This window comes from Xanthomonas sp. F14 (assembly GCF_014199865.1).
On record NZ_JACHOM010000004.1, the window covers coordinates 488,024 to 514,176 of the forward strand.

The window sequence follows — 26,153 nt, forward strand, 5'->3', positions numbered from 1 at the left end:
GCGCCGGCTACAGGATCGGTTGGCAACTGTCCGCAGATCCAGAGTCCCGGCATCCATCCAGCAGGGATCCACCCCTGCGCCGAGACCTGCGCTCGTATTCAATTTCGGAAACAAGGCGTCAGCTTGCAATGACTCAGGAATTCACCTTCAGCATCAAACGTCAGCGGTTTGACGAGGACTACCGTCCCGCGGCCAACACGCGCAACACAACGAACTTTGCCAACCTGGCCAGGGGGCAGCGTCGGCAGGAAAACCTGCGCAACACGCTTGCGATGATCAACAACCGCTGCAATGACCTGGCACATTGGGATAACCCCACCCGCGACCGCTACGCGGTGGAGCTGGACATCATCTCTGTCGAGATGAACATCGGCGAGAACGACAGCGGCGATGCATTTCCGCTGATCGAGATATTGAAGCCCAGCATCCTCGACAAGACGAGCGGCGCGCGCATCGATGGCATTGCAGGGAACAATTTTTCCTCCTACGTGCGCGACTACGATTTCAGCGTGCTGCTGCCGGCGCACAATCAGGACGCGTCCGGCTTCAGCATCCCGAAAGATTTCGGCAGCCTGCACGGAAAGCTGTTCAAGCACTTCGTGGACTCGGACGCCTATACGGCGCGTTTCGCCAAGCCACCGGTCATCTGCATCAGCGTCTCCAGCAGCAGGGTCTATCACCGAACCGGCAACCGGCACCCCGTGCTCGGCATCGAGTACCGGCAGGACGAATTTTCCCTGACCGATCGTTACTTCGAGAAGATGGGCCTGCAGGTGCGCTATTTCATGCCTCCCAACAGTGTCGCCCCGCTGGCTTTTTACTTCTTCGGCGACCTGCTCAACGACTACACCAATCTGGAGCTGATCGGCACCATCAGCACCATGGAGACGTTCCAGAAGATTTACCGCCCGGAAATCTACAACGCCAATTCCGCGGCGGGGGCCATCTACCAGCCGAGCCTGAAGCACCAGGATCATTCCTCTACCCAGATCGTCTACGACCGGGAAGAGCGCAGCCAGCTCGCGGTGACGCAGGGCAAATTCACCGAGGAGCACTTCATCAGGCCCTACGGCAAGATTCTCGCGCAGTGGGTTTCCCACCACGCTGTCTGATCAACAAGAACGCAAGACACCACTCATCATGAAAAAGCTGCTCCCTACCTCCACCGCCGGCAGCCTGCCCAAGCCGTCCTGGCTCGCACAGCCGGAGAAACTCTGGTCGCCCTGGAAGCTGCAGGACGAGGAATTGATCGAAGGCAAGCAGGATGCATTGCGCCTGTCGCTGCAGGAACAGCAGCACGCCGGCATCGATATCGTCAGCGACGGCGAGCAGACCCGCCAGCATTTCGTCACCACCTTCATCGAACACCTCAGCGGCGTCGATTTCGAAAAGCGCGAAACCGTCAGGATCCGCAATCGCTACGACGCCAGCGTTCCCACCGTCGTTGGCGCGGTGAGCCGCCCCAGGCCGGTGTTCGTGGACGATGCCAGGTTCCTGCGCCAGCAGACCCGCCAGCCGATCAAATGGGCGTTGCCTGGCCCCATGACGATGATCGACACCCTCTTTGACGCGCACTACAAAAGCCGCGAAAAGCTGGCGTGGGAATTTGCCGTCATCCTCAACCAGGAAGCCAGGGAGCTTGAAGCGGCCGGCGTGGACATCATCCAGTTCGACGAGCCGGCCTTCAATGTCTTCTTCGACGAGGTCAACGACTGGGGTGTTGCCACCCTCGAGCGTGCGGTCGAAGGGCTTAAGTGCGAGACCGCCGTCCACATCTGCTACGGCTACGGCATCAAGGCCAATACCGACTGGAAGCAGACCCTGGGGTCGGAGTGGCGTCAGTACGAAGAGTCGTTTCCCAAGCTGCAGACATCCACGCTCGACATCATCTCGCTGGAGTGCCACAACTCGCACGTGCCGATCGACCTGATCGAACTGGTGCGCGGCAAGAAGGTGATGGTCGGGGCCATCGACGTGGCGAGCAATACGATCGAAACGCCGGAAGAAGTGGCCGCTACGCTGCGCAAGGCGCTGCGCTTTGTCGATGCCGACAAGCTCTACCCGTCCACCAATTGCGGGATGGCGCCTCTGGCCCGTGACGTTGCAAGAGGCAAGCTCAAGGCCCTGAGTGCAGGCGCAGACATCATTCGCGCAGAACTGGCGGCCCGCTAACGCGCCGGTGCTGGCGCTGGGTCGGTGGCCGAAGCAACAGGGCTGCGGCTAGCGCCATCGTGCCGACGCACGTCGCCACCACGGCTCGCGACGCAACCACCAACAAGCCCCGCATGCGGGGGGCTTGTTGGTCTTCCATCACGGTGCAGGGATCAGTAATTGACCTGCAACTGCAGCCGCAGCAAGTCGCCTTCCACCACCGGATACGGCGCGGTGGTGACGTCGGTGCGCTTCATCTTCGAGTAGGCGAACACCAGTTCCAGCGCATCCATCGGCTGCCACTCGACGCCGGCTTCCACTTCGTCCAGGCGCATGCGCGGCGCATTGGTGTCGAACTTGGAGCCGCCGCGGTAGGTCTGCCACTTCAGGTACGGCAGCAAGGTACCGTAGCTGCCATCGTGCTTGTACATCGCCTGCACGTAGCCGCCGCTCAGCGAGCGGGTGCGGATGCGCCGCTGTGCGACATCCAGCTCCGGGCCGCGGCCCACTGTCCACTCGGCCTGCAGGCCGAACGGCTGCGGGTAGTAGATGATGTGCGCGGCCACGCGTTGGTCGGTGTAGCCGTTCGGGTCGGTGATGGCCGGGGTGAAGCTGCGGCCACCGATGTTGACTGCTGCCGCGGTCGGCACGAAGCGGCCGCTGTAGGCATCCGCACCCACTTCCAGGTACTGGCCGTTGGCGAATTTGAACGGGTAGGTGGCGTGCACCACCGCATGCATGCTGTCGTTGCGCTCGGCACGGTTGGCGCCCTGGCCGTTGTACACGCCGGCACCGATCACGCCGTAGTCGCCCGAGCCCTTCAAGCCCGACTTGACCAGGTCCTGGAAGCGGCCCTTGGCCACGGTGGGGCTGTAGTAGAACACCGCACCGATATCGCGTTCGTCGCGCAGGCCGGAGTTGAGCGCGTCGGCACGGTCCAGGGTGAGACGGTTCTGGCTGGACTGCAGGTTCTCCCAGCCGTACGGCATCTTCGACTGGCCCACGCGCACGCGGTACTCGCGCTTCTTGTCGAAGTAGATGTCGGCATACGCATCGCGCAGCTGCGCGAAGTTGGAGGTGGTCGAACCGGTCGGCGTGCTCGCAAAGTCCGGCTGGAAGTACAGCGACACGTGCTCGTTGAGATCGCCGCTCAGCACCAGGCGCGCACGCCGGATACCCAGGCTCTGGTCGTTGCCGATAAAGCGGTCGCCGGGTGCGCGCAGATCCTGCGCGTCGCCGCCGATGCCCTGGTTGTAGCGGATCTGCGTGTAGCCGCGCAGGCTCAGCTTGTCGTACCACTTCTTGCCGGCCTCGCCAGCCTTGGCCGGTGCCGCAGCCGGTACGGGTGCAGGTGCGGCCTGGGCGATGGCGGTGTCGGCAGGCGCCGCTGCCGCAGGGGCGGGCGGCAGTGCCGGTGCGGCCGGCATCGCCGACGCCGGCAGCTTGCCGTTCTCGTCCACCTGCACGAACTTGCCCAGCTTGTCGCGGCCCGGGGCCGGCTCGGCGAAGATCTGCTTGGTCTTGCGGTCGACGTACAGCTCCAGCTCGGCGGCCAGCGTGCTGCCGCTGGCGGTCGCGCTGAGGGCGCACAGGACGGTGGCGAGATTGCGTTTTTTCATTGGTCCGGCTCGTGCAAGGGAAACGGGTCGGCGGCAGCGTCAGGCCGGCGCTGCCTCGCGGGCGGCGAACACGGCGCCGGCACGCCCACCAGGCGCCCGGTCGTCCTGACGGTGCGGCAATGCGTGCAGTTATATTTAGATTTGATGTCAGTTTGGTGACATCGGCGGCCCCGCACAGCGCAACGCTGTGTCAGCTACGTGTCTGGCGCGTGTCAGTTGTGCGACGTGCAGAAGGCCGGCCCAGCGGCGCGCGGCGCGGGCATCAGGCGCGGATGTGACGCTTTGGTTGCTGCCGCCGGCCATCGGGCCTGCGGTGCCTTGGGCAGATGGTGGCGCCAGGAGCAGCTGCCGACGCAAAGGCCGAAGCGCGTGCTGTGCACGGCCATGGCGTGCTGTCGTCGTCGCCAACGCGTGGGCAAGGGACGATGGCTCAGAATCATGGCAAAGGCGGGTCATCGCCCGCCTTTGCCGGATCACGCACCGCGTGGCGTAGCGCCGCGCCGATGCTGCTGCGGGCTGTCGAGCAGCGCCGTGCCAGGGCTCGGCTCAGCCGCCCGGCGTCGCCTGCCATGCCGCCGCCACCGCATCGCGCAGCGGGGGGGTCGGACGGCCGATCAGCTGGCTCAGCGTGTGGCTGTCGTCGAACAGGCTGCCGCCGCGCGAGGAGGCCGAGCACTGTGCCAACACCTGTGCGAATGCAGCCGGCAGGCCGATCTGCACCAAGGCCGCCGCGTAGTCGGCTTCGGGCAGGTCGTGATAGGCCACCGGCTTGCCCGACTGCTGCGCCACCTCGGCGGCATACTCGGCCATCGTGAAGGCCGTATCGCCGGCCAGTTCGTAGACCTTGCCGGCCTGCGGCGTGTCGGCGGCCAGCACCGCTGCGGCGGCCTCGGCATAGTCGGCGCGCGTGGCCGCACTGATCCTGCCCTCGCCGGCGCTGCCGATCACCGCGCCATGCGCCACTTCGGCCGCGATCGAGCCGGTGTAGTTCTCGGTGTACCAGCCATTGCGCAGCAGCACGTGCGGCACGCCGCTCTCGCGCAGCAGCGCCTCGGTGACCACATGCTCGGGTGCCAGCGCCAGCGTGCTGGTATCGGAATGCAGCACGCTCGTATAGGCCAGCAACTCCACGCCGGCACGCTTGGCGGCCTCGATCACGTTGCGGTGCTGCGGCACGCGTTCGCCCACCGCATTGGACGACACCAGCAGCACCCGACCCACGCCTGCGAAGGCCTGATCCAGGCTCTGCGGGTCCGCGTAGTCGGCGCGACGCACGGTGATGTTGCGTTTTGCGAACTGTGCGAGTGACGCAGTATCGCGGGCCGTTGCTACGATCCGAGCGGCCGGGACACGCGCCAGCAATGCGTCGACCACCAATGCGCCCAGCTGCCCGCTGGCGCCGGTGACGAGGATCAGGGGGGAGGTGTGTGCCATGGTGAACTCCAGTAGGTATTGATAAGAGGTGTGGTCTACTATCTAGACTCTTGGTCCGCGCACCTATTGTTAGGGCCGTTCGAACCTCCGCAAGGAGGCAGTTTTCCACCCCCTGGTTACCGTGAGATATCCCAGTGAACGCGATTGCTCTGTTTCCGCCGCCGCCGTCCCTGCAAGGTATGCCGTTCGACGCCACCAAGTGCCCGGTGCGCGACGTGCTCGATCAGATCGGCGACAAATGGACCATGCTGATCCTGCTGACGCTGATCCCCGGCCCCTCCCGCTTCAGCGCCATCCAGCGCGCCGTGCCGGACATCTCCAAGCGCATGCTGACCCAGACCCTGCGCAACCTCGAGCGCAACGGCATGATCACCCGCAAGGTCTACGCGACCAAGCCGCCCAGCGTGGAATATGCCTTGTCCAAGCTCGGCGTGGCGCTGCTCGGCCCGATCTCGCAGCTGCTCAACTGGGCAGGCGAGAACCACGCGGCCATCCGCTCTGCACGCGAACGCTTCGATCATGCCCAGCAGCCGGCGGTTGCGCTGAATGCCGACGAAGCGCTGGCGTAAGCGCCGGTTTGCAGTATCGGCAAGCGAGCTGACGGCGCTGACTTCCGGGTGGGCGCCTCGGCCTATTGGTGGATCGCCTAAGCGCTTGCACTAGGCGCAGCGGTGGATGGATTTCCGCGTCTGCCAGATGTGCGTTGTTGAGGCATCGATACTCGGGCCCGGAAGCGTAGGCGGCTCAGTGGCGGACTCGCCATGCATCGCCGCTGTCGAGGGCACGCCCTGGCACCTGGACCCGACCCCAGAGTGACGACATCACAGCCACCACGGCCTGCCATGCATGCAGCAGCCCCACCGTCGATCTGTGAACGCGTGCTCACAAAATCCCGCGCCGGATAAACGACTGCCAGCACAGCCACGCCACGCGTCGCCCGCAAACCCTTGCGGCGTAACGGGCCTGGCGCGTGCTATCGCTGCCATCGCTAATTTCAATCGCAAGCCGGCTCAAGCGTCCGCACCGGCACCCGATAAGGGGCTCACCTTATCTCGCGAATCCGCTGCGCCATGCCCGTCTTCGGCACCCTGTCCGCCTCAACGCGACGCACCCTGGGCGCTGCCCTGCTCGCGCTGTGGTGTGGCTGGATCGCCGTGGCCTGGACCACGCCCCACGCGCAAGCCACCGACGTCGCCAGTGCATGGGCGCAGGTCCAGGCCAGCCTGCCGGCCGCGCAGCGGGCGCCGATGCTGATCGGCGTCGCAGGTGCCTGCGCCTGCACCGACCCGGCCGCCGATCGCGCCTGGGCCGTGCTCAGCAGCGCGGTACGTGCGCGTGGCGGCCAGGTGCGCATGCTCGACACCCCCGCGCTGCGTGGCAGCGGCTATGCCGTGTGGCTGCTCGGTGCCGACGGCCAACCGCGCTACGCCGGCCCCGCAGACGGCGGCGCCGTGTGCGGCACCGCCGGCACGGCGGATTGGTCGCGCTGGTTACCCGATGTCCTGGCGCGCACCCCGGGTGCCGCGCTGGTGTCCCCTTGTCCTTGTGCCGTGGAGTCGCTGTCATGATGGAACTGTCCGCATCGGCGCCGCCGACCTCCACCTACGCCACCCGCCTGGCGATCAAGGCCGACCGGCTGTTTCTGTGGCTGGCCGTGCTGCAGAGCGTGGGCTCGCTGGGCCTGGCCTGGTACCAGGGCCAATGGACCACGTTTCTGGCGGTCACGCTGCCCAGCCTGTTGCTGATGGCCTGGCAAGTGCAGGCCAACCCCGGCACGCGCCTGACCCGCATCACCAACGCGCTGGTGCTGATGGCCCTGGTCGCGGCCACCATCCAGCAGGCACATGGCCTGGTGGAAATGCACTTTGGCGTGTTCGTGATCCTGGCGCTGCTGCTGTACTACCGCGACTGGCTGCCGGTGGTGGTCGCCGCAGGCGCCATCGCCGTGCATCACCTGGCGTTCTACTGGCTGCAATCGCGCGGCATGCCGGTGCAGGCGTTCACCGTCGGCAGCGGCTTCGGCATCGTGGTGCTGCATGCCGGCTACGTGATCGTCGAAACCGCCTTCGTCTGCGTGATGGCCATCCAGCTGCGCCGCCAGGTCGATGCCCTCGACCACGAGGCCGAAGCGCTGGCCGAACTGGCCGACACCCTGGCCACCGGCGCCACCTTGCCGCCGGCCATCCTGCAGCAGCCCTTCCGCAGCGGCTCGCTGGCGCAGGCGCTGGTGCGCATGAGCGTGCAGGTGGAAGAGCGCATCGCCCAACAGCAGCAACTGCTGCTGGAAAATCGCCGTATCCGCCTGGCGCTGGATGCATCGGCAATGGCGGTGGCCATCGTCGACGGGCAGGGCGCTGCCATCTATCGCAATCAGTCGTTCCAGCAACTGAGCACGCAGGTCGATGCGCATGTGCTGCACACCGCACTGGCCGATGCGGTGCAGCTGGGGCATGACGCAGGCAGTAGCAAAACGCGCGCGCTGGCGGCGTTGCAGCTGCAGGAAAACATCACCCCGGTCCGCGATGACGACGGCGCCTCGCTGGGCGTGGTGGTGGAGTGGCAGGACCGCACCCAGGACCTGGCGCTGGAAGAGCAACTGGCCACGGTCATTGCCCAGGCTGCGCGTGGCGAGCTCGGTGCCCGTCTGCAGGGGAATGCAAGGAGCGGCACGCTCGGCCAGCTGGCCGAGGGCGTCAACCAGTTCCTGGCCATCACCGACGACAGCCTGCAGGACATGCGCCGCATGCTGGCGGCGATGTCGCGTGGCGATCTGACCCAGCGCATCGACCGCCACTGCGAAGGCGTGTTCGAGCAGATGAAGCGCGACGCCAATGCCACCGCCGACGAGCTGGCGCGCATCATCACGCAGATCCGCAGCTCCAGCACCGCGATCAATCACGCCGCCGGCCACATCCTGACCCGCAACGATGCCTTGGAGCAGCAGGTGCAGCGGCAGTCGGCCACGCTGGGCCGCACCGCCACTCAGATGCAGGCGGTGCTCGGCACCATGCAGGAGCACACCGCGCAGGCGGCCGACGCCGACAAGCTCACCGCCGCCGCATCCGAGGCCGCACGCAGCGGCGGCGACACCATGCACCAGGCGATGGGCACCATGCAGCAGATGGAACAGGCCTCGCGCCGCATCCAGGACATCGTCTCGGTCATCGACGGCATCGCCTTCCAGACCAATATCCTGGCCCTGAATGCCGCCGTCGAAGCCGCACGCGCCGGCGAAGAAGGCCGCGGCTTTGCCGTGGTCGCCGGCGAAGTGCGCGCGCTGGCATTGCGCTCGTCCACCGCCGCCAGCCAGATCAAGACGCTGATTGGCGAATCGGTCACGCATATGCAGGCCGGCGTGCAGCAGGTGCGCCACGCTGGCGAAGGCATGCAGCACATCGTCGCCACCATCGGCCAGGTCAGCAGCACGCTCAGCAGGATCGCCGTCGCCTCGCAACAGGAAGCCGGCAGCATCGCGCAGGTGCATCACACCCTCGCCGGCGTAGACGCCGACATGCGCGACGGCGTCACCCGCATGCAGGACGCCAGCGCCGCCGCACGCGCCATGGGCGACCATGCCGCGCAGCTGGAAGATGCAGTGAGTGCGTTTGTGGCTGAGATGCCGGCAAGCGCCGAAGTCGTTAGCGAACGACGGGTTGCGTGATCCTGCGGGGTGCTGCTCTGGGCTTGCGCAAGCCATAGGCTTTAGCCCTTGTCATCCCTGCAGCGCTACGCGTTGATGGACTGCCGTTGGCGCGGTTGTGCCGCTAGGCCGTCCGCTATCGAGCATGGTGAGCCAGCCAGCGCCAAGCGAACGACTGAGTGCGTCGCCACACTCGCTCACAGCCAGCGTCGAACGCGCGCGCAGAATTCCGCATAGGCGCCAGGAAACCGGACAGCCAACTGCCGTTCCTCCGGCTTGATCTGAAAGCGCGTCACATACAGCACAAACAGCGGGACTGCCAGAAGTGCCACCGCATGGTGCAGATACAGCGTCCAGCCCAGCAGGATTACGGCGTGACCGACATACATTGGGTTACGGCTGTAGCGATACACACCGCCAGTGATCAGTTGCGTGGCCAGCGCAGGTCTCAGTGGATTGACCGTCGTGCCGGCGCGCTTGAACGCAAGCTTGGGAGGTCCATTGAGCGCAACGCCGACACATGTCAGTGCAACTGCCACAGGTGTGCGCAGTGGTAGCGAGAATACAAATGCCGGCATCAGACGCGCGACAGCCAACGCAGCCAAGCCCAGCAACACCATCACGACCGGCGGTGGGATCTTCGTTTCAAGCCAATGCATCGCGCGGTTGATTGACATGTTCTCTCAACACAGCTGCTCTGAGCTACCAGACCAATCAGCGATGATGCTGAGTCAGCCTGCGCACCCGATGTGGACACCTCACTTGATGAGGTGCGGATTGCGCCCACAAATCCAGATCCAACCTGCCACTGCACCAACAAGGGAGCCCAGCAGTTCACCGATCATGAAGCGTTCGCCACAAAAGTGCGCCATTGCCGCACCTGCGACAAAGCCGGCAAGGCCTAGCCCCGCAATTTTACTCTGCTCAATCAGCCACTGCCCCTCCTTGGCACGCTTGAGCCGCAAGGCGTACTCCTCTGCCGGATCCCGCGTTAGCATTGCTTGAGCAACCGCATCAGCCTGCGACGATTTCATGTCTGCCATTGATGGGGGATGAGCGAGTTAAATCGCAGTGAGGGGATGGGTAGGTGCACCGGATACCGTGTCATCGCGTCAAGGCTTGCTGCGCAGCTCCCGCAGCTTGCCAGTGAACCAGGATTGGCTGGATACCGGCGCAGTGTTGCCGCAACGCACCTGATACGGCGTGCCCGACATGCTGCTCTTGGTGGCAGCAAGCTCGATGAAGGATTCGGTAGACGTCACCAGCCCCTTCTTCTGCAAGTAGTCGTACTTGCGCTGCAAGTGTTCACTGGCTTTGGGCGCAGCGTACCACGACCCATTGCGCGAAAACTCGCAGTTGGATTGCGCAAGGACCTTGAAAAGCTGATCGACCTCACGCGTGGTGGCGGGCGAAACCCCTTGGGCCGAAAGCGATGCACAGGCACCGAGCAGGAAAACTGCAAGACACGATCTAACGTTCATCGACCGAATGGTAGCGCATGCCAGCGCCTTGCCGACCGGCATCGAGGAGCGGCACCGAAACAGCTGCGGATCCGCTGCCATGACTGCATGTCACAGCGACTACCAGGCGGTATCAACGTCGGCTCCGGCAGCACAGCGCAGTCGGCCGAGCGACATGCGCGTGTCACCTAATGCCGGCGTCAGATGGCACCACGCCGACGCGCCCAGGCAATGCCGAACACGGAGCCAAGCGACAGCCCCAGGCCGAGGCCTTGCGGCAGGTTGCCCATCGCTGCCCCGAGGGCAGCCCCCACGGCTGCAAAGATGCCAATGCTGATGCCGACCAATTTGGAATAGAGCTTGGTATCTGCTGGTTTCAACATGAGCATTCCTTCGTTGATAGTTGAAGCGATCCACCTGACGATTACATTGCGCAGGCGGGAACTGACGCGCACCACGCGTACCGATTCTAGTGTCTTGGGCTCGCGTTGCAACTCCGGAACTCCGCGCTGCGTAGCGGAAGCGTGACATCACGCCAACAAACAAGGCTCATTTTCAGCACATGAGACGGCAATGCACGCTTGCTCAAGCGCATTCGGACTCGTTATAAAAGCGTTGCTTTGCGAGCTCGGACAGACCAGCGGCAACGCAGCAATGGAGTCATCAGGAAGAATGCTCAACATCGGGCGGCGCGTATCGCAGCAGCGTTGAGCCCTCGAAGTAATTCCCGTAGTACTCGCTCGCCCTCAGCCCCGGATTCGCCTCAAAATCGATGTAAGGCTCGGAACAATGCGGGCAGCGAAAAGGATTGAGGTAGGCGTAGCGGGACCCATCCGGTGCCAACGGTAATGCGTCTTCCAGCACAGCAAGCGCTTCGGCATCCGGCTCGGACAGCGCTGCAGGGCTGCCAGGCAGATGGCTATCGACGGTGATGGTGTACTTGCCGGACCCCGAGTAGAAGTATCCCGCGTTGCCAAAACCCGCGTGATAGGAGCGGATCAGGAACGAACGCTGGCAGTGGTCGCACTCACAGGAAAGCAGCACGTTGCCACCGGTGACTAATCCGCTGAAGTGCAGACCCCTTGCAAAAAGCCCCTTGCCTGCAAGTGCGGAACTGCTGACGCTGGCGCCCGGCAGGAAGAACGGCTGAAACCTGATCCCGGATGCTTGGCCATTCGCAAACGCATCTGGATCGAGCTGCTCGGTCTGCGAAATGACACAGTCTGCCTGGCACCCGAGGTTGGGATGCACGCGAACGGAAAAGTGGAACCACCCCGTCGCAGCACCAAGTTCATGCCGGTGCACCTCTCCCGCCGAGTCGGCAAACTCCAGGACGCTATTGGACTTCAACCATGCGGAAGGCTTGAGCTCACACGGGACATCGCTCTCGGTAACGCGGCACAACTCTCGCCCATCGGCGCGAACGATCAATAACGGAGCGGCTTTCTTCTCGAAGATGGAGAACATGCTTTCCTTGGCGGCAGTGCGTGAGTGACAGATTGGAACGCTGGGCGCGAGCGCAGCAGAACAATGGTAGCTCTACCGAAGGTTCGGCGCTGCGCTCGCGGTGTTCCTCTTGAAGGCCATGCCTACACTGGCGGGCGCAGTCAACACGAAACCGAACTGCTGATAGAGCCTGTACGCCTGACCATCCGCAATCAGGCTGACGTACGCCGAATCAGGGACTTCCTGCTCAATGTAATTGGCGATCTCGCCCATGACAGCCTTACCCAGACCACGGCCCTGATGCTCTGGCAAGACGGCAATATCGACCACCTGATAGAAACAGCCGCCATCACCGATAACGCGCCCCATCGCCACCGGCTCGCCATCGCAAAGTACCTGCACGCTGAAGAGCGAGTTGGGCAGCCCGCGCTCGGCGGCTTCAAGTGCCTTCGGACTCAAGCCGCTTGCTTGCCGAAGATGCCGATACGATTCGACAGTCGGTGTTTGATGCACAACGCGGTAGGGCGTTGAATGAGTCATTGCAAATCCCTGTAGCACCGAACGGCTACGCTCATTCGATTTGATAGGTGGATGAGGCTTGATTGAAATTCTAGGACGAATCAGCGGGAGAACCAATAGATGCTCTGTTTGCCTCGGTCACTGGAGCAAGCATTTCCAGGAGAGCTTTAGCCAACAAGTGAACCTGCTCCCAAGCGGGGTGCTGCATTGCTACAAGATTTACGGTGCGTCCCGAGCCTCCTGGTATGTCATTGACCGGAACAAGATGTGCCGCAGCCATAAATGCAAGAAGAGCAGATTCCTGCTGCTCTGTGAAGAAGCCAGTAACTATCAGATTATGTCCGTACAGAGCATCATCCCGTAGCTCCCAAGCGGTGTTGTAGTCGCCCATCGCTTGGCTGCTCCTCCGCTGGCTCGACCAACGCCTCTACAGTAAAGAGGAAAGCATTGTATGAGAGGTGTGATGCCTCAATTGCCGACATTTGTGGGGGATCAGACATGGATTTCAATAGCCCGGCTAAGTTGGACTGTTAAGCGTCTTCGGCTTGAGCGAATAGCTAAGTCAACCGGCGGAGCGGCTTCGTCTCGAATGAATTGTCACGCCGCATGCCGATACGTCGCGGCGGCAAATCCAATGATTGCTGCAAGGACAAGCATGACAATCCATCCTGACCTCTGATGGAACGGCACTGGGTTGCACCCAATCTGCGCTTCCGCCGCCGAAGCGTTAACTATCCAGCCGTGGGAGCAAACGGGACAAATGAGCTGGTACTGCTTGGAGATAACCCATCCGAAAAGATGGTAGAAGTGTCCGTACGTGTACTTGAGACGCAGTGTAAAGACTTGCTCTTGCTCGCACCTCTGGCAGTGCTCATGCTCTGCCAGGTCGAAGGTCAGCACACGCTCGCCCCATCCCCAAAGAATCATCTGTCTCTCTCGAAATATCCTTAGCGGTCCAGCAACTGGATTAAACAGAACCGCGAACTGGATCCGGCTTGAACGACTTGCCAAGCGTCGCCACTAGTCACTGCTCCCGACACAGCCAGAGTCCCCCGCATCGCAACTGGAAAAACCAATGTCCTGACCACCCGATGCGCCACCATCGGATGACAGATAGAACGGGTCACTTGTACCGGACGACGTGGAGCCAGCTGACTGAGAAGAAGCAAATGCCGCACAAACCACCGCGCCAATGACTGGAACAAGCCAGATGAGGGCAACTTGCAACGCGCGTTGTGATGGCGACAGCACCGAAACGCGAAGCACGGCAACCGATGCGACGATGTTGCCAAGTGCAAGTACCACACCCAATAGAAGCATCAACTTCATCCAAACCTCCAAGTCGCCTGACTATTACCGGGGTTGCCCGTGTGGCGTAAAAACGATCCTCGCCGAGTCGTCCATTGCCGTCAATCGCTGCAAGCCTTTGCAACAAACGCTCGTTATGCCAGCGCGGCTGCCCATGACCATGTGCTATGCCATAGTCAAGTTGATCCAACGTGAGATGCAGGACGACGGCTTGGTGCTCCACCTTTGTCCTCCTGCGCGAGAAGCAGTGAGCGCGCAAGGTGTGATGCTAAACGCGTTGCGCTTGATGCGGGCGTTGGTCTGCATGCTGCGCGACGCATCTGCTTAGTCCTTGGGTGCCACGCTGACGACCAGCTCGCCGTTGCGCATGCGTATGTTGAGTTTGCTGCCGATGGTGAAGCCCAGCTGCTCCAGCCAGCGGCCGCGTAGGCGCAGCGTGGGGATGCGTTGGTGGCTGTCGGGGTAGTAGCCGTAGCCGACGGTGCAGTGTTGCGGGGCACGCGGGTGGCCTCGGCGGCGCGGCTTGCTGGGATCGGGGCGGGGCTCGGGGATGGGGGTGCGCTCGAGGTAGCGCCGCGGCGTGATCGTTGGGTCGAGCGAGTGCCAGCCGATCTCGGTGGGTGGCGGCACCGTGGCGCGCTTGCGCGCTGGCTTGGGACTAGACGTGGATCGACGCATGGCAAAGCCCTCCTTGACGAACAGGCCCCGCCGCCGGGTGGCGACGGGATGTCGGGAGGTTAGAAACCGCTAACAGTCGGCGGGCGTATTTCCCCGAAGGGTGTTGTATTAGCCGCCCTCCCGACGCAGGCATCGCGTCGGTTGCCCCCGCAAGAAGCTGCAGGCACAAAAAACCCACCGGTTTGACGGAGGTGGGTACCGCTGTTAGGGGAGTTTCTACGCTCCTTGAGGGAGAGATTGCTGCGGGTTTGTTGGGATGTCAACTACCTCGGCAAGTGGAAGTCGATCAGCGTCCAACGAAGCCGTTGCCCATACCGATGAGGAATCTGGAAAATAACCCCGACCCCTTATTCTCAATTTTTAGCGGGCTGATGCACCTCAGACTCCAGGCGAAGAACGCGGTATCCGAGAAAGGCGCACAAGACAGCCATAGCGATGAGCAAGCCTTTGAACACCATAAAATCTCCAGCTAGGTCTAACGCCTGAGTTAAGCCGACTCACGTAGCGGTTTCGGCTTGGGTGAGTTGCTGTGGCTCAGTGTTGCTAGAGCGTAGCCTGCTAGTGCGTACAACACAGAGCGCAAGATACCCCACGGCTCGAGTAACTCACCGACATGCGCACCCAGTGCCAAAGACAGAGCCATGTCCGTCAGCTGTACTAGCAAGAATGCAGCAACTACCTGCCAGGCCCTACGAGTCGGGGCACCAGTGGCAAGGCGCCAATAGCAGACGACTGCAATAAGCCCAGTTGCAACACGCCTGAAAAGGCGGGCTCTCTCTACTAGTTGGTCAATCGTCGCCGGTTCGATCTGCGAATGAGCCACCCAGACTCCGCTAAGAACACCGACACCACTGGTCAGAATCATGAGTAGAGCAGACCAGCCAACGACGCGCTTCCAGTTCACAGCACTCTCCTCCTGAGTTCCAACACCGGAATCAAGCCGACTCGCGAAGCGGCTTCGGCTTGAATGAAGTGCTAGGCGGCAGCTTACCGCCCATTGGCACGACTAGCCTCCTGAAAAAGCGCGGCCAGGTCCGAGCTGGACATCTTGCTGAGCCTGTCATACGCGGATCTGGTGGCGGACTCGGTCCCAGTACCTTCGCCGCGCAACTCAATGCCACCGTTACCATTCGGCGTGAGGATAAAGACGAACGGCGCAGCTGGATTGGGCACGCTAGCAGCGACCACTACGGAATGCCCGTCAGCGCAGCCATATATCAGCCACTCATTGCCTCCGAACTGCTTCAGGGCCGGTCCAATGTTGCATTGAAGCACGGGTTGCTCAGTGGCAGGCACAGTCGACGAGCTAGCAGCGAGAAGTGCGATGAATAGAGTTGCGATCATGTCTACTTTGCTGCCTAGCACCTGAGTTGAGCCGACCCGCGAAGCGGGTACGGCTTAAATGACTTGTTAGGCCCCGGACCTGCGCGTCACCAACCAGCCAACTATGGAGCTCGCAAGCCCGCCCCAAACCACTCCGATTGGAAACTGCACGCCGATGAGGTATGCAATGCCAGCACCGATCCCCGAGCCCGCTAAAGCAAGCCATGCTACTTTGCGCTTTCGCGAGAGATAAGCGGTCTCCGCTATACGCTTTTGGCGAATCTGCTCCTGAGTACGCAGATCCGGCCCCAAAATGGCCTTCGCGATTGCGTCGGCTTGTGTCCTTTCCATCTTGCGATGACTCCTGACAGCGGCGAACGCCTGAGTTAAGCAACGTCGCGAAGCGGCGACGGCTTGAATGGATTATCAGGCCTTCGCCCGTGCACCTTTGGCCTGCACGAACCGACCGATCACATAGACGACAGCGCCGCAAAGCAGCACCACGCCACCGATGTTGCGGACAATAGCTTGGAGATCTCTATCCGGAAGAAAGAACGAGGTAAAAGCTATCACTCCTAGGGCGAACAAGACCAGCGATCTGCCAATCTTTAAGTAGGGGTTGGAACGACAAAATCGGGAGTCGCTCATGATCTTTGCCTCAAATGTCAGTTGCGAAAAAGCAGACCTAACGCCTGAGTTAAGCCGAACCGTATAGCGGTTTCGGCTTGAATGGATGGTTAGGCCGCAAGCCGGCGTAGCCTGCCCCACGACTGGCGAAGCCCCACAAGGTGCACTAGACCAATGGCGAGACAGGTCGCCGAGCTCACGACCCAGAACGTGAGGCTGTTGCCAGGGAAGTAGGCCATGACCGGGACAAACGCCACACCGCGAACGATGTAAATACCTGTGATCGCCGTAAGGACTGTTCGACGTAGCAGAAACGGCCGGAATACTCCTGCGGCCGAGAGTGCGTACGCACTCCAAATGGCCAAGATGGTGGCGATTGCTAGCGTGACCACTGTGGGGTACCAGCTGCCTTCGGCGTGACGTTGCGCCATCTGCTCTCCGGCGCCCAAGAGGCGGAAGAGCGGTGCGCCCACTACCAAGCATGCAAGATGTGCCAGTGCTGCAACGCCACTCAGTGCGCCGCCGACGATGAGAAGCTTGTTGGTTGGGCCTTCCACGCGATCTCCCTTGCGGACTAACGCTTGAATTAAGCCGCGTCGCGAAGCGGCATCGGTTTGAATGAATTGTTAGACCGCTGCCTATTCACCTTGTCCCCTCATGTTGGTTATCTCAACTATCTCTGTGACAGTAAGGACATGTTTGCAGCGACCAAGGCCACCATAGCTACCTCTGGGACCAAGTCTGCCACGTAGGACAACGTGTGATGTACCCCACGGGCCACTTGCATCTTTCGCGGGAAGTTCAGCTTTTTGCATGGATATGCCGCTGAGGCACCAATCCTCCTTTTTGCCGTCAGGAGTGAAAATGGCGTTCTCGAAGTTGTAGAAGTATTCACCGCCATAGGCTGGATGTTTGGTGGACCCTGAGGAACAAGCTGTCAGTGATGTGCAAATCACCATTGTCAAAATTGCGAAATTCTTCACTGCTGCGCCCTAACGTCCGAATTAAGCCGAGCCACGAGGCGGCGTTGGCTTGAATAAATTCTTAGGATTCATCTGTGGGCCAAACCTCGACCAAGTCACCGTCGACAAAGCCGACACATGCTGCGGTCGCGATGCGAAGCATCGTTTGCCTGTGAGTTAGATGAATTCTCATTAAAAGATCTGACCTATTTAGTAACGCACCCCTGTGCTTGTTCCCCCGGTGCCCGCGACAGAATGTATGAGTACGAATTTGAGTCGCTGAATCGGCTTGAATGAACTGTCAGCAGTCATTACACGTACATTGCCCTAGTGCCAGGTTTGGAACTCGCTACGCGATCTGAAAATCCTGCGTAGAAAAATGGAATGTTGTGACCGGCGTCGCCAGCAATACGCCCGTGTACTTTGCTCCATGTGACTAACGCGATATGACTTTCTGGCTCTCCAACGATCAGAATTGGTTGGTCATACTCGTCGTGCCAGAAGAACTGGCCGCCGAATTGACGATAAGCAACATCCAAGATGTAACAGCCAACGCGCTGAACGATTTCTGTGATCTGACCCTGCGGCAGGTCTGAGAAGTAGTTGCAGGCTTCTGCAAGTATCTCTTCAATAACCTCTAGGCTCTGGGAAGAGTAGTTCAATGCACCACCAGCGCGTTCCTGAAGCATCTCAATGCACTCGACAGCCAAGCGCTGTACTTCGCTCCTTGTATCACTCACCAACTTCTCTCCTATGACGGCTAACGACTGAACTAAGCTAGCCCGCAAACCGGGTCTGGCTGACTGAATTGCTAGGTACCGCCGACCCCTACAATAATGCAGATTGCCGGTGTGGTTAAGAACCAAACAACTGGTAGCCAGACGAGCTTACGTGCCCGGAGCCACAGCGGTTTGAGGTGGGGCGGGATAGTAGACGACGGTCGTGCGATCCAGCCTAGCTCACGAAGATTGTTGTGGTAGCCAGGACCAAGACCAGGAAATTGCGTGAGGTATTCCCAGGTGGCTCGATCAACTGCCAGAAGATCTCGACGAAAGCGGATGTTGAGTAGGGTGCCAGCGCCGCCGGCAAGTGCGAGACTACCCACGCTATAGAGCGTGGTCAGCCACTCTCGTGGACCGACCACACCGAAACGCAGCAAAAGAACCAGAGCTGCAAAGATTCCCCATGCAACAAATAGCCATCGAACTTTCATGCAGTGCCTGTCGCCTGAATTAAGCCGACTCGCGAAGCGAGTCCTGCTTAGATGAATTGTTAGACGTGCCTACGCAGACCAGCAATGCAGTGGGCTGCCGAGCACGCCATGGGCGCCGAGGTTGCTCACACTCTCACCCCAAAAGCAATAGAAGCGGCTCTGCTCTGGTTGGTACACGAGCCAGTAGCCTGCTTGATGAGCGACGCATTGACCCGAGACGCATTGACCCGAGATGACTTGGCCAAGCGCCATGTCGGGAAAGCCAGGCGCCATGACTGTAGCGCTAACGGGAAATGGTTTGCAGACGTTGCGCCGGATGCTATCCGCTAGCCCAGCAAAGTAGCTTTTGGCGTTGACGCCGGAATTGACGTACACACCGTAGTGTCAGATAGCTCGACCTACAGTTTCGCAAGTAGCGGGTTATTTTATTGTACATCTAACGCCTAAATTAAGCCGATCCGCGAAGTGACTTTGGCTTGAATGGGTTGTTAGGCGGCGCGCCTAAATAGCAAATGTGGGAATCTTCGAAGTGACCCTTTGGGTCATATGGTATCCTACAGCTTAGCTGTATATCATCTTGTTTCTTGTCATCCAAGATCATGAAATCACTATAGATTTTTCCATTTAGTGTGAAGCATGGACGGATTGGATACCCGTCAATCGACGCCCGAAATTTTCCCGACTGATCCGTCACGGCCGCGAGAGGAGCGGCACCGCAATCAGAATAATCATCGATGTTATGTGGAAGTCTCACCTCTATGCCTGGCGTAGGCTTTCCATCCACCGTGAATAATCCTTCAATCATGCGGCCTGGGTTATGGAAGCCACTGATCGCAATAGCAAATATGAGGGGGAGATATCTCATGTGCGGCCTACACCTGAATTAAGCTGCGTCGCTAAGCAACTTCGGCCTGAATGAATAGTTAGGCATCAGCGTCTCTACGAAAGGTAGCGCAAACTGATGCTCATTGAATACGGTCTTGTAGTGAGCAGGCATACTTAGCAGCTTATTGTGCAGATCTTGAAGTTCGTCCCGGACATCAGGCCTATCCCACAATGCCTTAGTGGCTTGAGCGCATAGCGTATGAAGGGTGTCGCCCTGTACGAGTACGCCAGGGAACTGGCGGCCAAGATGCCCAATCACCGGCATGTTTGATCGGTCTGAGAAAATTTCAACGGTCTCAACGTACATGATCTGATGCCTAAAGTTTGAGCTAAACCGACCCGCGAAGCGGGTTCGGCTTGAATGAATTGTTAGGCCTCATGCTGAGGCTCGGCCCGACGATATGCAACATGGGCCAATGGCTCCAGAGCTGTAGGCACGGGAACAGTAAGGTGCTGCTGGTCCAGTTGCCACTGCGCTGGAAAGTCAGCGATGACCTCGGCGGCGGAGCAAGAGCAACTTTCCCGTGTCGGTCTCGGAGGAGACCCGTCGTATTCGAAGCGGAGCCGAACGGTCTTTGAGGTTGGATCAGCCTCGATTGAGGCTTGGCGCAGCTCAATGTGCACCTCGCCGAGAAGTGCACGCTGGAGTGAGAGCAGCAACATTGAACGGTCGAAAGTGTCGCTCATGAGGCCTAACACCTGAATTAAGCCGACCCGCGAAACGGGTTCGGCTTGAATGAATTGTTAGGTGCCACCCATCCGATCATTGAAGGCGCGCTCTCCATCAGCACCCCACCAAGGAACAGCAATAGATGCACCTAGTTTGCGAAGATCCCTTAGCAAGCGGATCAGCCCATCAATTTGAGCCGAACCCCACTCAGGGCCCATCCGATAGTCGAGTGTAATCCCGTCCGCATCCACCCACACCCCGACGTCCGGAATGACCGTCTCGCCCAAGGTCACATCGGCCAGGACGATATGAAATGGCTCTAAATCGCCATTAACGGCTAGCTCCGCGTCCGCCGGGCTGCTGAAGGGGCGGTCACTGTCCGTGGCCGGCACCCAGACGCGACATCCACCCACCGTCGCGTCGACGGCACCAAGGGCGAATAGATGAGCGAAGGCACGTGCAACTTGGATAGGCGAAGGGAAGTGCAGCTCAATCTCAGGGAGCGAGCCGTCATCCTCCTTAAAGTAGCGTTGCAGCTCCATGTGGCACCTAACACCTGAATTAAGCCGATCCGCGAAGCGGGTTCGGCTTGAATGAATTGTTAGCCACTAGAGGCTATGCCGAAACCGCCATCTCTAGCAAAGTTCTGGCGTAGTTGACTCCCCCGTCCGGGGCTGGCTGGGACTTCAACTCTAGTAGCGCATACCAGCAGGAGACCTTGGCTCCAACACGAAAAAGCTTGCGGTCGTGCTTTTCGTGAGCATAGATGCTCTCGAGCACGACGGTGCCATCGTCTTGTTTGAGGTTGAAAGAGTTGACGCTATCGCCCCATCGGGAGTCCTGTCCCGCGAACACCAAATCCCGGATCGTGCCGGTCACATGGACGGTTTTGATATGTCCTGATTTGATGCTTTCCCACCACTCATTTGAGCCGAACAAGCCGTTAACAGGCTTGAGTCCCAGAAATGGCTTGTCGTTGTTCAGGCTAAGGGCCTGGACGATCTGAACGTGTTCCGGATCGTCCCTGAGCTCGTTGGACAGCTCATAGACAACCGTCAACGTTGGGTCTTTGTGGTTCAGTGCGAGATGCATGTTCTAGTGGCTAACGCTTGAGTTAAGCCGACCCGCGAAGCGGCGTCGGCTTGGACGATTTGTTAGCCCCCACGCTACACCCACGGATTCTCATAGATAGTCTCCCGCAGTAGTCGGGCCGCAAAGAATGCCATTTGCTCAAGCTCTGCCTCGGTGGTTTGAGGCTTCTCAAGGAGCATGGCGTCATCCCATGGCTCGTCGATGTGCACCCATCTATTGCGGTACTTGCGCAGCGTATGCAAGTTCTCTTTCAAAGCGTTCGGAATTGGGGACAAATCTATCAGGTCTACCAAACGCTCCTTTTTTGACTGTGCATACTCAGATCGCAGGTAGGTCTCAATGCCGGACATCGCGGTGAGAATCGATGCCAAATGAGCTGAATGCACAAATGCAATGTCCGTCTCACGGACTATGACGCTACACCACTCAGAGAGGATGACGCCACCTTTAAGCAGTTCCTCGTCAAGTGCTGCCAAGTGTGACCAGCGATCATCTGGGGTCATGTGGGCTAACGCCTGAATTAAGCCGACCCGCGAAGCGGGTTCGGCTTGAATGAATTGTTAGACCTGCCAACCGCGGGGCTGGAGCCCTCAAAGTGAAACTCTACCGGAACTTGGTGGCGGCAGGCTTGCTCTCGCGACGGATAGCGCCACTGTGCTACAGCGGAAAGGATGGCGTCGTTGTAGCCAACTGGTTGGCCGCGACTGCGGCCGATGGGGTGCCGCTCCGCCGAGACAATGACCGGGGACTGCACATGCCCGGTAGGCCCAATGACAAAAGCGACTTGGGCTTTGCCAGAAAACTCATTGTGTAGCCGGGGTGGCAGCCTTGGTGCAACTGTAGCTGTAGGGGCAAGCCCGAACGAGCAGCGCGGGGGCGGCGCAGCTGAAGCGCACGCGCACAGCGCGATGCCGAGAGAAAAAACCATCAAGTTGTAGATTTCTCTCATGGCAGGTCTAACGCCGGAATTAAGCCGCGCCGCGAAGCGGCGTCGGCTTGAATGAATTGTTAGGGGGCACGCGCCGGAACCAGAACAACCATGTGCCGATACCACATGCAAACAGCCACGCAAGTAGAAACCAGAACCCAGACCGTGATTCGACTGCCGTTGTGGCTTGGCCATTCTCTTGAGCGAAGGTAATGATCTTGGGGTCGTCGAGGACGCTCGGAACGATGATATATGAGCGAGAAGATCTGACGTACTGAGATTGAGTCGAGTAGCGGGACTGGTAGGAAGCGCCCACGAGAATTGCTGATTGATCGGAGTATTGGGCGAGGCCTGTGGAAGCTGGAGGCCAAGGTGACAGCCAGCCGTACACCGCTACCACCGGGACCAGGAGCAAATAGGCAGGCATGCCGAACTTAAGCAGCATGCGGAATAGACCAACGAGAAACTTCACCAGTGCCCCCTAACGCCTGAATTAAGCCGAGCCGCGAAGCGGCTTCGGCTTGAATGAATTGTTAGGCCATATTAGCCCGCACAGTACTGATCTGTGTTCGGGAGCTCGCCGCCCAGCCAGCACCTGTGGATCTTGTAGCTAGCACGGTTGAAAGCGCTGAGGCTCTCATCGCCAGGCATGGGGTGCACTAGTTCAGTGGTGCCCGTTTGCTTGTCTATCTGAAAGGCGCCGGTGACGTATCCGAGCTGTTCGAGACGCTTGGTGCCGATCCGCCGGTATTCCGTGCAGATGAAATCATAGCAGCATACCCGCTCTGTCTCGGACTGCTTCCGGATGCCGATGTAATGCCGGTCGAGATAGTCTTCTGACTGCATGGATGTGTCCGAATGTGGCCTAAAACCTGAATTAAGCCGAGCCACGAAGCGGCTTCGGCTTGAATGAATTGTTAGCCCCCATTGGTTAGCTCAGAGGGTTGTGCCGGTGAGACCAGGTAACGAAAAACGACATAGACGGTGCCTTGCGACGAGTGGAAGTCTTTAAGCGCGGCCGCCTGATTGTAGAACTGGGTGAGACGTTCTTTCTCAGCCTCGGAAGCGTCCGAAGTCTGCATGTCAAATGTGGCAGGCTTGTCCGGTGTGAGTGTGTACCTGACCATGACACCGAAGTTGGCGTTGCTGCTGCCGAAGGAGGCCGCAGCAATTGGCTTAATACCTTTGTGGAGCCGCATGAGCTCATCGTTGTTGATGTTGCGGCCACAACGATCGTCAGGGCTCATGTACTGGAAGTTCTCCAGTTTGATGTTTGGTGCGGGCGTGCCTTGTGGCTCTGGAAGATAGATGCTCATAGCCTCACCACAGAACATCTCATCCGGCTTTGGCGCGGCGTCTGCTTGGGGCGATGTCGTTGCTAAAAGAAAAGAAAGTCCGATGGAGATGGGCATGGGGGCTAAGGCCTGAATTAAGCCGACCCGCGAAGCGGGTTCGGCTTGAATGAATTGTTAGGCCCCAACTTGCCTACCAGCCAGGCGGCAAGTTGACTTGGGCCACGGCGGTTCTCATTGGCTGAGTTGGACGCCTCACTGCACGCTGACAGGAAGAGCTGACCAACGGAGCCAAGTACTGGTAATCCGATTTCCTCCCGGAGTGCCACTCCCTGGCTAGACAGAGATAGGAGCTGCTCATTGCGCTCGCTGATCTGATGCGGTCTGACGTAGTCCGGATGGAACGCCGAGTTGAAGAAAATCATATCGCCGTGCTGCGCGGTATACGGCAGCGCATCCATAAGCAACTCGAGCAGCTCGCTTTCGGTTGCCGCGAGCTGAGTCTCTAGTTTGGCCTGGCGAGATGCTTTCATTGGGGCCTAACGCCTGAATTAAGCTGACCCGCGAAGCGGGTTCGGCTTGAATGAGTTGTTAGGGCTCACTCTCTCACATGTGCCCGCAGTCCAGCTAGGACCGCAGGCTCAGTGACGTTGAGCGCCGCCAACTGAGATGCGGATAGGTGGTATGGACCTTGAGGCAATTGTTTGTAGAGAGGCTCATTTTTTGGATTGAGCAACACCCAAACAAGGCCTGAGCGACTTGTGGCTGGCAGGCCAACCATCTGGTAGTCGGATACGATTAGGACCAGTGGCGCAGAACGCGACATGCTCCGGTATTCGTACTCGACTCCTTGAAGAGCTGACCACTCAGATTTGTTTCCGATGGAATCGGGTCCGCTACATGAAGCAAGCAGGCAAGCAGCTACTGCAATTGAGCGCCTGAAATATCTCATGTGAGCCCTAACGCCCGAATTAAGCCGACCCGCGAAGCGGGTTCGGCTTGAATGAATTGTTAGAGCCCTGCCCGCGACAGCGCATGAGTCAACTCCAACTGGTTGCAGCCATGGTCCTGCAGGATGCCGTCAGCATCTAGCACCCCAACCTCAAATCCCTCCTCAACATCCTCGTAGTAGAGCAGGCCAGATGGCAACTCCGCAACGACAAGGACCTGGCCAAAGGCACGGCTGCGCTGGAAAGGGACTGAATAAAACGGCACGCGATATGGGGCGAATGCAGCTTGCTGGGTAGGCGAGCAGCTAGGGAACTGATCGGCCACCAGCGCCTCAAGCTCAACGACTGTAATGGGCTGCCAAGTTTCCAAAGGGCTCTAACGCCTGAGTTAAGCCGAGCCGCGAAGCGGGTTCGGCTTGAATGAATTGTTAGGCCTCATGCTGAGGCTCGGCCCGACGATATGCAACATGGGCCAATGGCTCCAGAACTGTAGGCACGGGAACAGTAAGGTGCTGCTCGTCCAGTTGCCACTGCGCTGGAAAGTCAGCGATGACCTCGGCGGCGGAGCAAGAGCAACTTTCCCATGTCGGTCTCGGAGGAGACCCGTCGTATTCGAAGCGGAGCCGAACGGTCTTTGAGGTTGGATCAGCCTCGATTGAGGCTTGGCGCAGCTCAATGTGCACCTCGCCGAGAAGTGCACGCTGGAGTGAGAGCAGCAACATTGAACGGTCGAAAGTGTCGCTCATGAGGCCTAACGCCTGAATTAAGCCGACCCGCGAAGCGGGTTCGGCTTGAATGAGTTGTTAGGCGTCATCACTCGGACGCCTCAGCGGGGGAAACATAGGGTACGGAATAATGCAGTCTCTGCTTTAAGCATGAACCGTGAGCGCTGAGCACTTGAACGGCGTCCCCCTCAAGCGGCAGAACGATAGGCTGCAGGTCCTGCTCTATCCAAGCTCCGCAGAAGCAGCAGTGATGGTCGCCGCAAATGAGGTCAGACCAAGTTTGGTGCACCGAGAAATCTGCCATGACACCTAACGTTTGACATGAGGGGCGCCCAAAGGCGCTAGCCTTTGGGCGTCTCTCTCGATGGAAAGGTTAAGCGGCACGGGCTACCTTTCAGGGGAGTTTGAGTTGTGAATCGCAGCTCACTCGGTTCATTGGGAACTCGATGAACCGGAGAGCCCCTTTCCGCATGCCCTCGATTCGAGCACGCAGCTTCGTTTCGCCTTCGAGTTGATAGATGACCCGTTGCGGGAAGTCGTGTTGTGGATTCTCGAACACGACCTCGGTCTCACCAAGGCGCAGGAGAGGAAAGACCACTGTTTTCTGCCCTGACGGCATGGCGATGAAAGCCAGTTGTCCGCTTTCCGCAGCTCGGATCTGCATGAACTCAAACTCGACTGTCTTTCCTTGCTTCACCGTGCGGCTCACGCCGAGCAAGGTACCGCCAGCCAAGGGCAGCCAGTGCTCGCCTGAGCCCGGTTCGGCGGTATCGCTTTTCCAGCAGCCCCCAAGCCAAGCCAACTGCGAGATGTCTGCAGCTCTTGCACTTGTGCCCGTGCCAGCGACAAGCACGATTATTACTGCTATGAAGGGCAGAGTATGCATGATGTTTGTGCCACCTAACACCAGAATTAAGCCGACCCGCGAAGCGGGTTCGGCTTGAATGAATTGTTAGGCCGCGCCACCACGATCCCGAGCACGTTTGACCAGGAAATTCGTAGCAACTAGACCAATCACAAAAAAGAGCGCAAGGATAGCCAGCGCTGCGATCACGTAAGCAGTGTCTCCCATTGAGGCTCGATGCTGTCGAAGTGGCCAAGACACGATAAAAATACAAGCGAACCATAGCGCAGTACGAATGCCATAGGTTTGACGCTCTACTGATGGCGTTTGAGCACTGAAAAATCCGCGCCGCCACAGGCCATAGCCCCAAAAAGCTAATGCAACCGC

At 59.7% G+C, this 26,153-nt stretch carries 28 protein-coding genes; 5 read left to right on the plus strand and 23 right to left on the minus strand.

From position 1 onward, the window contains the following. The first annotated feature begins 128 nt into the window (after positions 1-128). Together GGR73_RS16185 and GGR73_RS16190 are read left to right on the plus strand one after the other, a co-directional pair. Positions 129-1,112, plus strand: coding sequence for a DUF1852 domain-containing protein (locus GGR73_RS16185; protein WP_184457866.1), 984 nt, complete (start codon positions 129-131; stop codon positions 1,110-1,112). Between the two features lie 28 nt (positions 1,113-1,140). Then, positions 1,141-2,172 carry a methionine synthase gene (locus tag GGR73_RS16190; RefSeq protein WP_039513239.1) on the plus strand — a complete coding sequence of 344 codons (1,032 nt, stop codon included), beginning with the start codon at positions 1,141-1,143 and terminating at the stop codon, positions 2,170-2,172. Between the two features lie 152 nt (positions 2,173-2,324). On the opposite strand, the gene GGR73_RS16195 is transcribed toward GGR73_RS16190, so the two are convergent. Both GGR73_RS16195 and GGR73_RS16200 read right to left on the minus strand, forming a co-directional pair. Further along, positions 2,325-3,770, minus strand: coding sequence for an OprO/OprP family phosphate-selective porin (locus GGR73_RS16195; protein ID WP_102255445.1), 1,446 nt, complete (start codon positions 3,768-3,770; stop codon positions 2,325-2,327). Positions 3,771-4,316: 546 nt separating this feature from the next. After that, positions 4,317-5,204, minus strand: coding sequence for an SDR family oxidoreductase (locus tag GGR73_RS16200; RefSeq protein ID WP_184457869.1), 888 nt, complete (start codon positions 5,202-5,204; stop codon positions 4,317-4,319). Between the two features lie 134 nt (positions 5,205-5,338). On the opposite strand from GGR73_RS16200, the gene GGR73_RS16205 reads away from it, so the two are divergent. From GGR73_RS16205 to GGR73_RS16215, 3 genes are all read left to right on the plus strand, one after another. Further along, entirely contained in the window at positions 5,339-5,773 is a 435-nt protein-coding gene (locus tag GGR73_RS16205) for a winged helix-turn-helix transcriptional regulator (protein WP_184457870.1), read from the plus strand. Positions 5,774-6,274: 501 nt separating this feature from the next. Next, positions 6,275-6,772, plus strand: coding sequence for a hypothetical protein (locus tag GGR73_RS16210; protein ID WP_102255448.1), 498 nt, complete (start codon positions 6,275-6,277; stop codon positions 6,770-6,772). Further along, positions 6,769-8,865 carry a methyl-accepting chemotaxis protein gene (locus tag GGR73_RS16215; protein WP_456362990.1) on the plus strand — a complete coding sequence of 699 codons (2,097 nt, stop codon included), beginning with the start codon at positions 6,769-6,771 and terminating at the stop codon, positions 8,863-8,865. Before GGR73_RS16210 ends, GGR73_RS16215 begins: the two co-directional genes overlap by 4 nt. Before the next feature lie 176 nt (positions 8,866-9,041). Here the strand turns inward: GGR73_RS16215 and GGR73_RS16220 are convergent, their stop codons facing one another. The 21 genes from GGR73_RS16220 to GGR73_RS16315 form a co-directional block, all read right to left on the minus strand. Next, complete coding sequence (locus GGR73_RS16220) at positions 9,042-9,503, minus strand: methyltransferase family protein (RefSeq protein ID WP_184457984.1); 462 nt, start codon at positions 9,501-9,503, stop codon at positions 9,042-9,044. 99 nt (positions 9,504-9,602) lie between these two features. Beyond that, a complete protein-coding gene (locus GGR73_RS16225) occupies positions 9,603-9,878 on the minus strand; it encodes a hypothetical protein (protein WP_184457872.1) in 276 nt (91 codons plus the stop codon). Positions 9,879-9,956: 78 nt separating this feature from the next. Further along, positions 9,957-10,406, minus strand: coding sequence for a DUF5329 domain-containing protein (locus GGR73_RS16230; RefSeq protein ID WP_456362991.1), 450 nt, complete (start codon positions 10,404-10,406; stop codon positions 9,957-9,959). A gap of 98 nt (positions 10,407-10,504) precedes the next feature. Beyond that, positions 10,505-10,687 (minus strand): hypothetical protein, encoded by a 183-nt coding sequence (locus GGR73_RS16235; protein WP_115043406.1) that lies wholly within the window; start codon positions 10,685-10,687, stop codon positions 10,505-10,507. Positions 10,688-10,967: 280 nt separating this feature from the next. Next, complete coding sequence (locus tag GGR73_RS16240) at positions 10,968-11,771, minus strand: hypothetical protein (protein ID WP_184457874.1); 804 nt, start codon at positions 11,769-11,771, stop codon at positions 10,968-10,970. Between the two features lie 72 nt (positions 11,772-11,843). Continuing rightward, entirely contained in the window at positions 11,844-12,290 is a 447-nt protein-coding gene (locus GGR73_RS16245; RefSeq protein WP_184380973.1) for a GNAT family N-acetyltransferase, read from the minus strand. Between the two features lie 70 nt (positions 12,291-12,360). Further along, entirely contained in the window at positions 12,361-12,660 is a 300-nt protein-coding gene (locus GGR73_RS16250) for a hypothetical protein (protein WP_184457876.1), read from the minus strand. Between the two features lie 629 nt (positions 12,661-13,289). Beyond that, complete coding sequence (locus GGR73_RS16255) at positions 13,290-13,598, minus strand: hypothetical protein (protein ID WP_184457878.1); 309 nt, start codon at positions 13,596-13,598, stop codon at positions 13,290-13,292. A gap of 303 nt (positions 13,599-13,901) precedes the next feature. Then, a complete protein-coding gene (locus GGR73_RS16260) occupies positions 13,902-14,255 on the minus strand; it encodes a SymE family type I addiction module toxin (RefSeq protein WP_167763301.1) in 354 nt (117 codons plus the stop codon). Between the two features lie 1,749 nt (positions 14,256-16,004). Beyond that, the gene (locus tag GGR73_RS16265) at positions 16,005-16,226 is read right to left on the minus strand and encodes a hypothetical protein (RefSeq protein ID WP_184380977.1); all 222 of its coding nucleotides are present in this window, start codon (positions 16,224-16,226) and stop codon (positions 16,005-16,007) included. A 1,252-nt stretch (positions 16,227-17,478) separates the two neighbouring features. Beyond that, positions 17,479-17,907, minus strand: a complete 429-nt coding sequence (locus GGR73_RS16270; protein ID WP_184457880.1) for a hypothetical protein — start codon at positions 17,905-17,907, stop codon at positions 17,479-17,481. A 71-nt stretch (positions 17,908-17,978) separates the two neighbouring features. Beyond that, a complete protein-coding gene (locus GGR73_RS16275) occupies positions 17,979-18,380 on the minus strand; it encodes a hypothetical protein (RefSeq protein ID WP_184457881.1) in 402 nt (133 codons plus the stop codon). 883 nt (positions 18,381-19,263) lie between these two features. Continuing rightward, complete coding sequence (locus tag GGR73_RS20375; protein ID WP_456362992.1) at positions 19,264-19,572, minus strand: DUF6959 family protein; 309 nt, start codon at positions 19,570-19,572, stop codon at positions 19,264-19,266. Positions 19,573-20,009: 437 nt separating this feature from the next. Beyond that, on the minus strand, positions 20,010-20,477 hold the full coding sequence (locus GGR73_RS16280; protein WP_184457883.1) for a hypothetical protein: 468 nt from the start codon (positions 20,475-20,477) through the stop codon (positions 20,010-20,012). Positions 20,478-20,550: 73 nt separating this feature from the next. Beyond that, positions 20,551-21,027 carry a hypothetical protein gene (locus tag GGR73_RS16285; protein WP_184457885.1) on the minus strand — a complete coding sequence of 159 codons (477 nt, stop codon included), beginning with the start codon at positions 21,025-21,027 and terminating at the stop codon, positions 20,551-20,553. Positions 21,028-21,101: 74 nt separating this feature from the next. After that, a complete protein-coding gene (locus tag GGR73_RS16290) occupies positions 21,102-21,530 on the minus strand; it encodes a hypothetical protein (RefSeq protein WP_039517403.1) in 429 nt (142 codons plus the stop codon). 968 nt (positions 21,531-22,498) lie between these two features. Continuing rightward, positions 22,499-22,801 (minus strand): hypothetical protein, encoded by a 303-nt coding sequence (locus tag GGR73_RS16295; protein ID WP_184457887.1) that lies wholly within the window; start codon positions 22,799-22,801, stop codon positions 22,499-22,501. Positions 22,802-22,872: 71 nt separating this feature from the next. Next, the gene (locus tag GGR73_RS16300) at positions 22,873-23,367 is read right to left on the minus strand and encodes a hypothetical protein (RefSeq protein ID WP_184457889.1); all 495 of its coding nucleotides are present in this window, start codon (positions 23,365-23,367) and stop codon (positions 22,873-22,875) included. 17 nt (positions 23,368-23,384) lie between these two features. After that, positions 23,385-23,780, minus strand: coding sequence for a hypothetical protein (locus tag GGR73_RS16305; RefSeq protein WP_184457890.1), 396 nt, complete (start codon positions 23,778-23,780; stop codon positions 23,385-23,387). Positions 23,781-24,258: 478 nt separating this feature from the next. Beyond that, positions 24,259-24,567: a hypothetical protein gene (locus GGR73_RS16310; RefSeq protein WP_184457892.1), complete on the minus strand. Its 309-nt coding sequence runs from the start codon at positions 24,565-24,567 to the stop codon at positions 24,259-24,261. A 749-nt stretch (positions 24,568-25,316) separates the two neighbouring features. After that, positions 25,317-25,808, minus strand: a complete 492-nt coding sequence (locus GGR73_RS16315) for a DUF6265 family protein (RefSeq protein WP_184457894.1) — start codon at positions 25,806-25,808, stop codon at positions 25,317-25,319. Positions 25,809-26,153 lie beyond the last annotated feature (345 nt).

What these genes read in the sequence shown, in the direction of transcription:
- GGR73_RS16185 (WP_184457866.1), top strand. Translation starts at nt 129, where the DNA reads ATGACTCAGGAATTCACCTTCAGCATCAAACGTCAGCGGTTTGACGAG.
- GGR73_RS16190 (WP_039513239.1), top strand. Translation starts at nt 1,141, where the DNA reads ATGAAAAAGCTGCTCCCTACCTCCACCGCCGGCAGCCTGCCCAAGCCG.
- GGR73_RS16195 (WP_102255445.1), bottom strand. Translation starts at nt 3,770, where the DNA reads ATGAAAAAACGCAATCTCGCCACCGTCCTGTGCGCCCTCAGCGCGACC.
- GGR73_RS16200 (WP_184457869.1), bottom strand. Translation starts at nt 5,204, where the DNA reads ATGGCACACACCTCCCCCCTGATCCTCGTCACCGGCGCCAGCGGGCAG.
- GGR73_RS16210 (WP_102255448.1), top strand. Translation starts at nt 6,275, where the DNA reads ATGCCCGTCTTCGGCACCCTGTCCGCCTCAACGCGACGCACCCTGGGC.
- GGR73_RS16215 (WP_456362990.1), top strand. Translation starts at nt 6,769, where the DNA reads ATGATGGAACTGTCCGCATCGGCGCCGCCGACCTCCACCTACGCCACC.
- GGR73_RS16220 (WP_184457984.1), bottom strand. Translation starts at nt 9,503, where the DNA reads ATGCATTGGCTTGAAACGAAGATCCCACCGCCGGTCGTGATGGTGTTG.
- GGR73_RS16225 (WP_184457872.1), bottom strand. Translation starts at nt 9,878, where the DNA reads ATGAAATCGTCGCAGGCTGATGCGGTTGCTCAAGCAATGCTAACGCGG.
- GGR73_RS16230 (WP_456362991.1), bottom strand. Translation starts at nt 10,406, where the DNA reads ATGGCAGCGGATCCGCAGCTGTTTCGGTGCCGCTCCTCGATGCCGGTC.
- GGR73_RS16235 (WP_115043406.1), bottom strand. Translation starts at nt 10,687, where the DNA reads ATGTTGAAACCAGCAGATACCAAGCTCTATTCCAAATTGGTCGGCATC.
- GGR73_RS16240 (WP_184457874.1), bottom strand. Translation starts at nt 11,771, where the DNA reads ATGTTCTCCATCTTCGAGAAGAAAGCCGCTCCGTTATTGATCGTTCGC.
- GGR73_RS16245 (WP_184380973.1), bottom strand. Translation starts at nt 12,290, where the DNA reads ATGACTCATTCAACGCCCTACCGCGTTGTGCATCAAACACCGACTGTC.
- GGR73_RS16250 (WP_184457876.1), bottom strand. Translation starts at nt 12,660, where the DNA reads ATGGGCGACTACAACACCGCTTGGGAGCTACGGGATGATGCTCTGTAC.
- GGR73_RS16255 (WP_184457878.1), bottom strand. Translation starts at nt 13,598, where the DNA reads ATGAAGTTGATGCTTCTATTGGGTGTGGTACTTGCACTTGGCAACATC.
- GGR73_RS16260 (WP_167763301.1), bottom strand. Translation starts at nt 14,255, where the DNA reads ATGCGTCGATCCACGTCTAGTCCCAAGCCAGCGCGCAAGCGCGCCACG.
- GGR73_RS16265 (WP_184380977.1), bottom strand. Translation starts at nt 16,226, where the DNA reads ATGAGCGACTCCCGATTTTGTCGTTCCAACCCCTACTTAAAGATTGGC.
- GGR73_RS16275 (WP_184457881.1), bottom strand. Translation starts at nt 18,380, where the DNA reads ATGAAAGTTCGATGGCTATTTGTTGCATGGGGAATCTTTGCAGCTCTG.
- GGR73_RS20375 (WP_456362992.1), bottom strand. Translation starts at nt 19,572, where the DNA reads ATGTACGTTGAGACCGTTGAAATTTTCTCAGACCGATCAAACATGCCG.
- GGR73_RS16280 (WP_184457883.1), bottom strand. Translation starts at nt 20,477, where the DNA reads ATGGAGCTGCAACGCTACTTTAAGGAGGATGACGGCTCGCTCCCTGAG.
- GGR73_RS16285 (WP_184457885.1), bottom strand. Translation starts at nt 21,027, where the DNA reads ATGCATCTCGCACTGAACCACAAAGACCCAACGTTGACGGTTGTCTAT.
- GGR73_RS16290 (WP_039517403.1), bottom strand. Translation starts at nt 21,530, where the DNA reads ATGACCCCAGATGATCGCTGGTCACACTTGGCAGCACTTGACGAGGAA.
- GGR73_RS16295 (WP_184457887.1), bottom strand. Translation starts at nt 22,801, where the DNA reads ATGCAGTCAGAAGACTATCTCGACCGGCATTACATCGGCATCCGGAAG.
- GGR73_RS16300 (WP_184457889.1), bottom strand. Translation starts at nt 23,367, where the DNA reads ATGCCCATCTCCATCGGACTTTCTTTTCTTTTAGCAACGACATCGCCC.
- GGR73_RS16305 (WP_184457890.1), bottom strand. Translation starts at nt 23,780, where the DNA reads ATGAAAGCATCTCGCCAGGCCAAACTAGAGACTCAGCTCGCGGCAACC.
- GGR73_RS16315 (WP_184457894.1), bottom strand. Translation starts at nt 25,808, where the DNA reads ATGCATACTCTGCCCTTCATAGCAGTAATAATCGTGCTTGTCGCTGGC.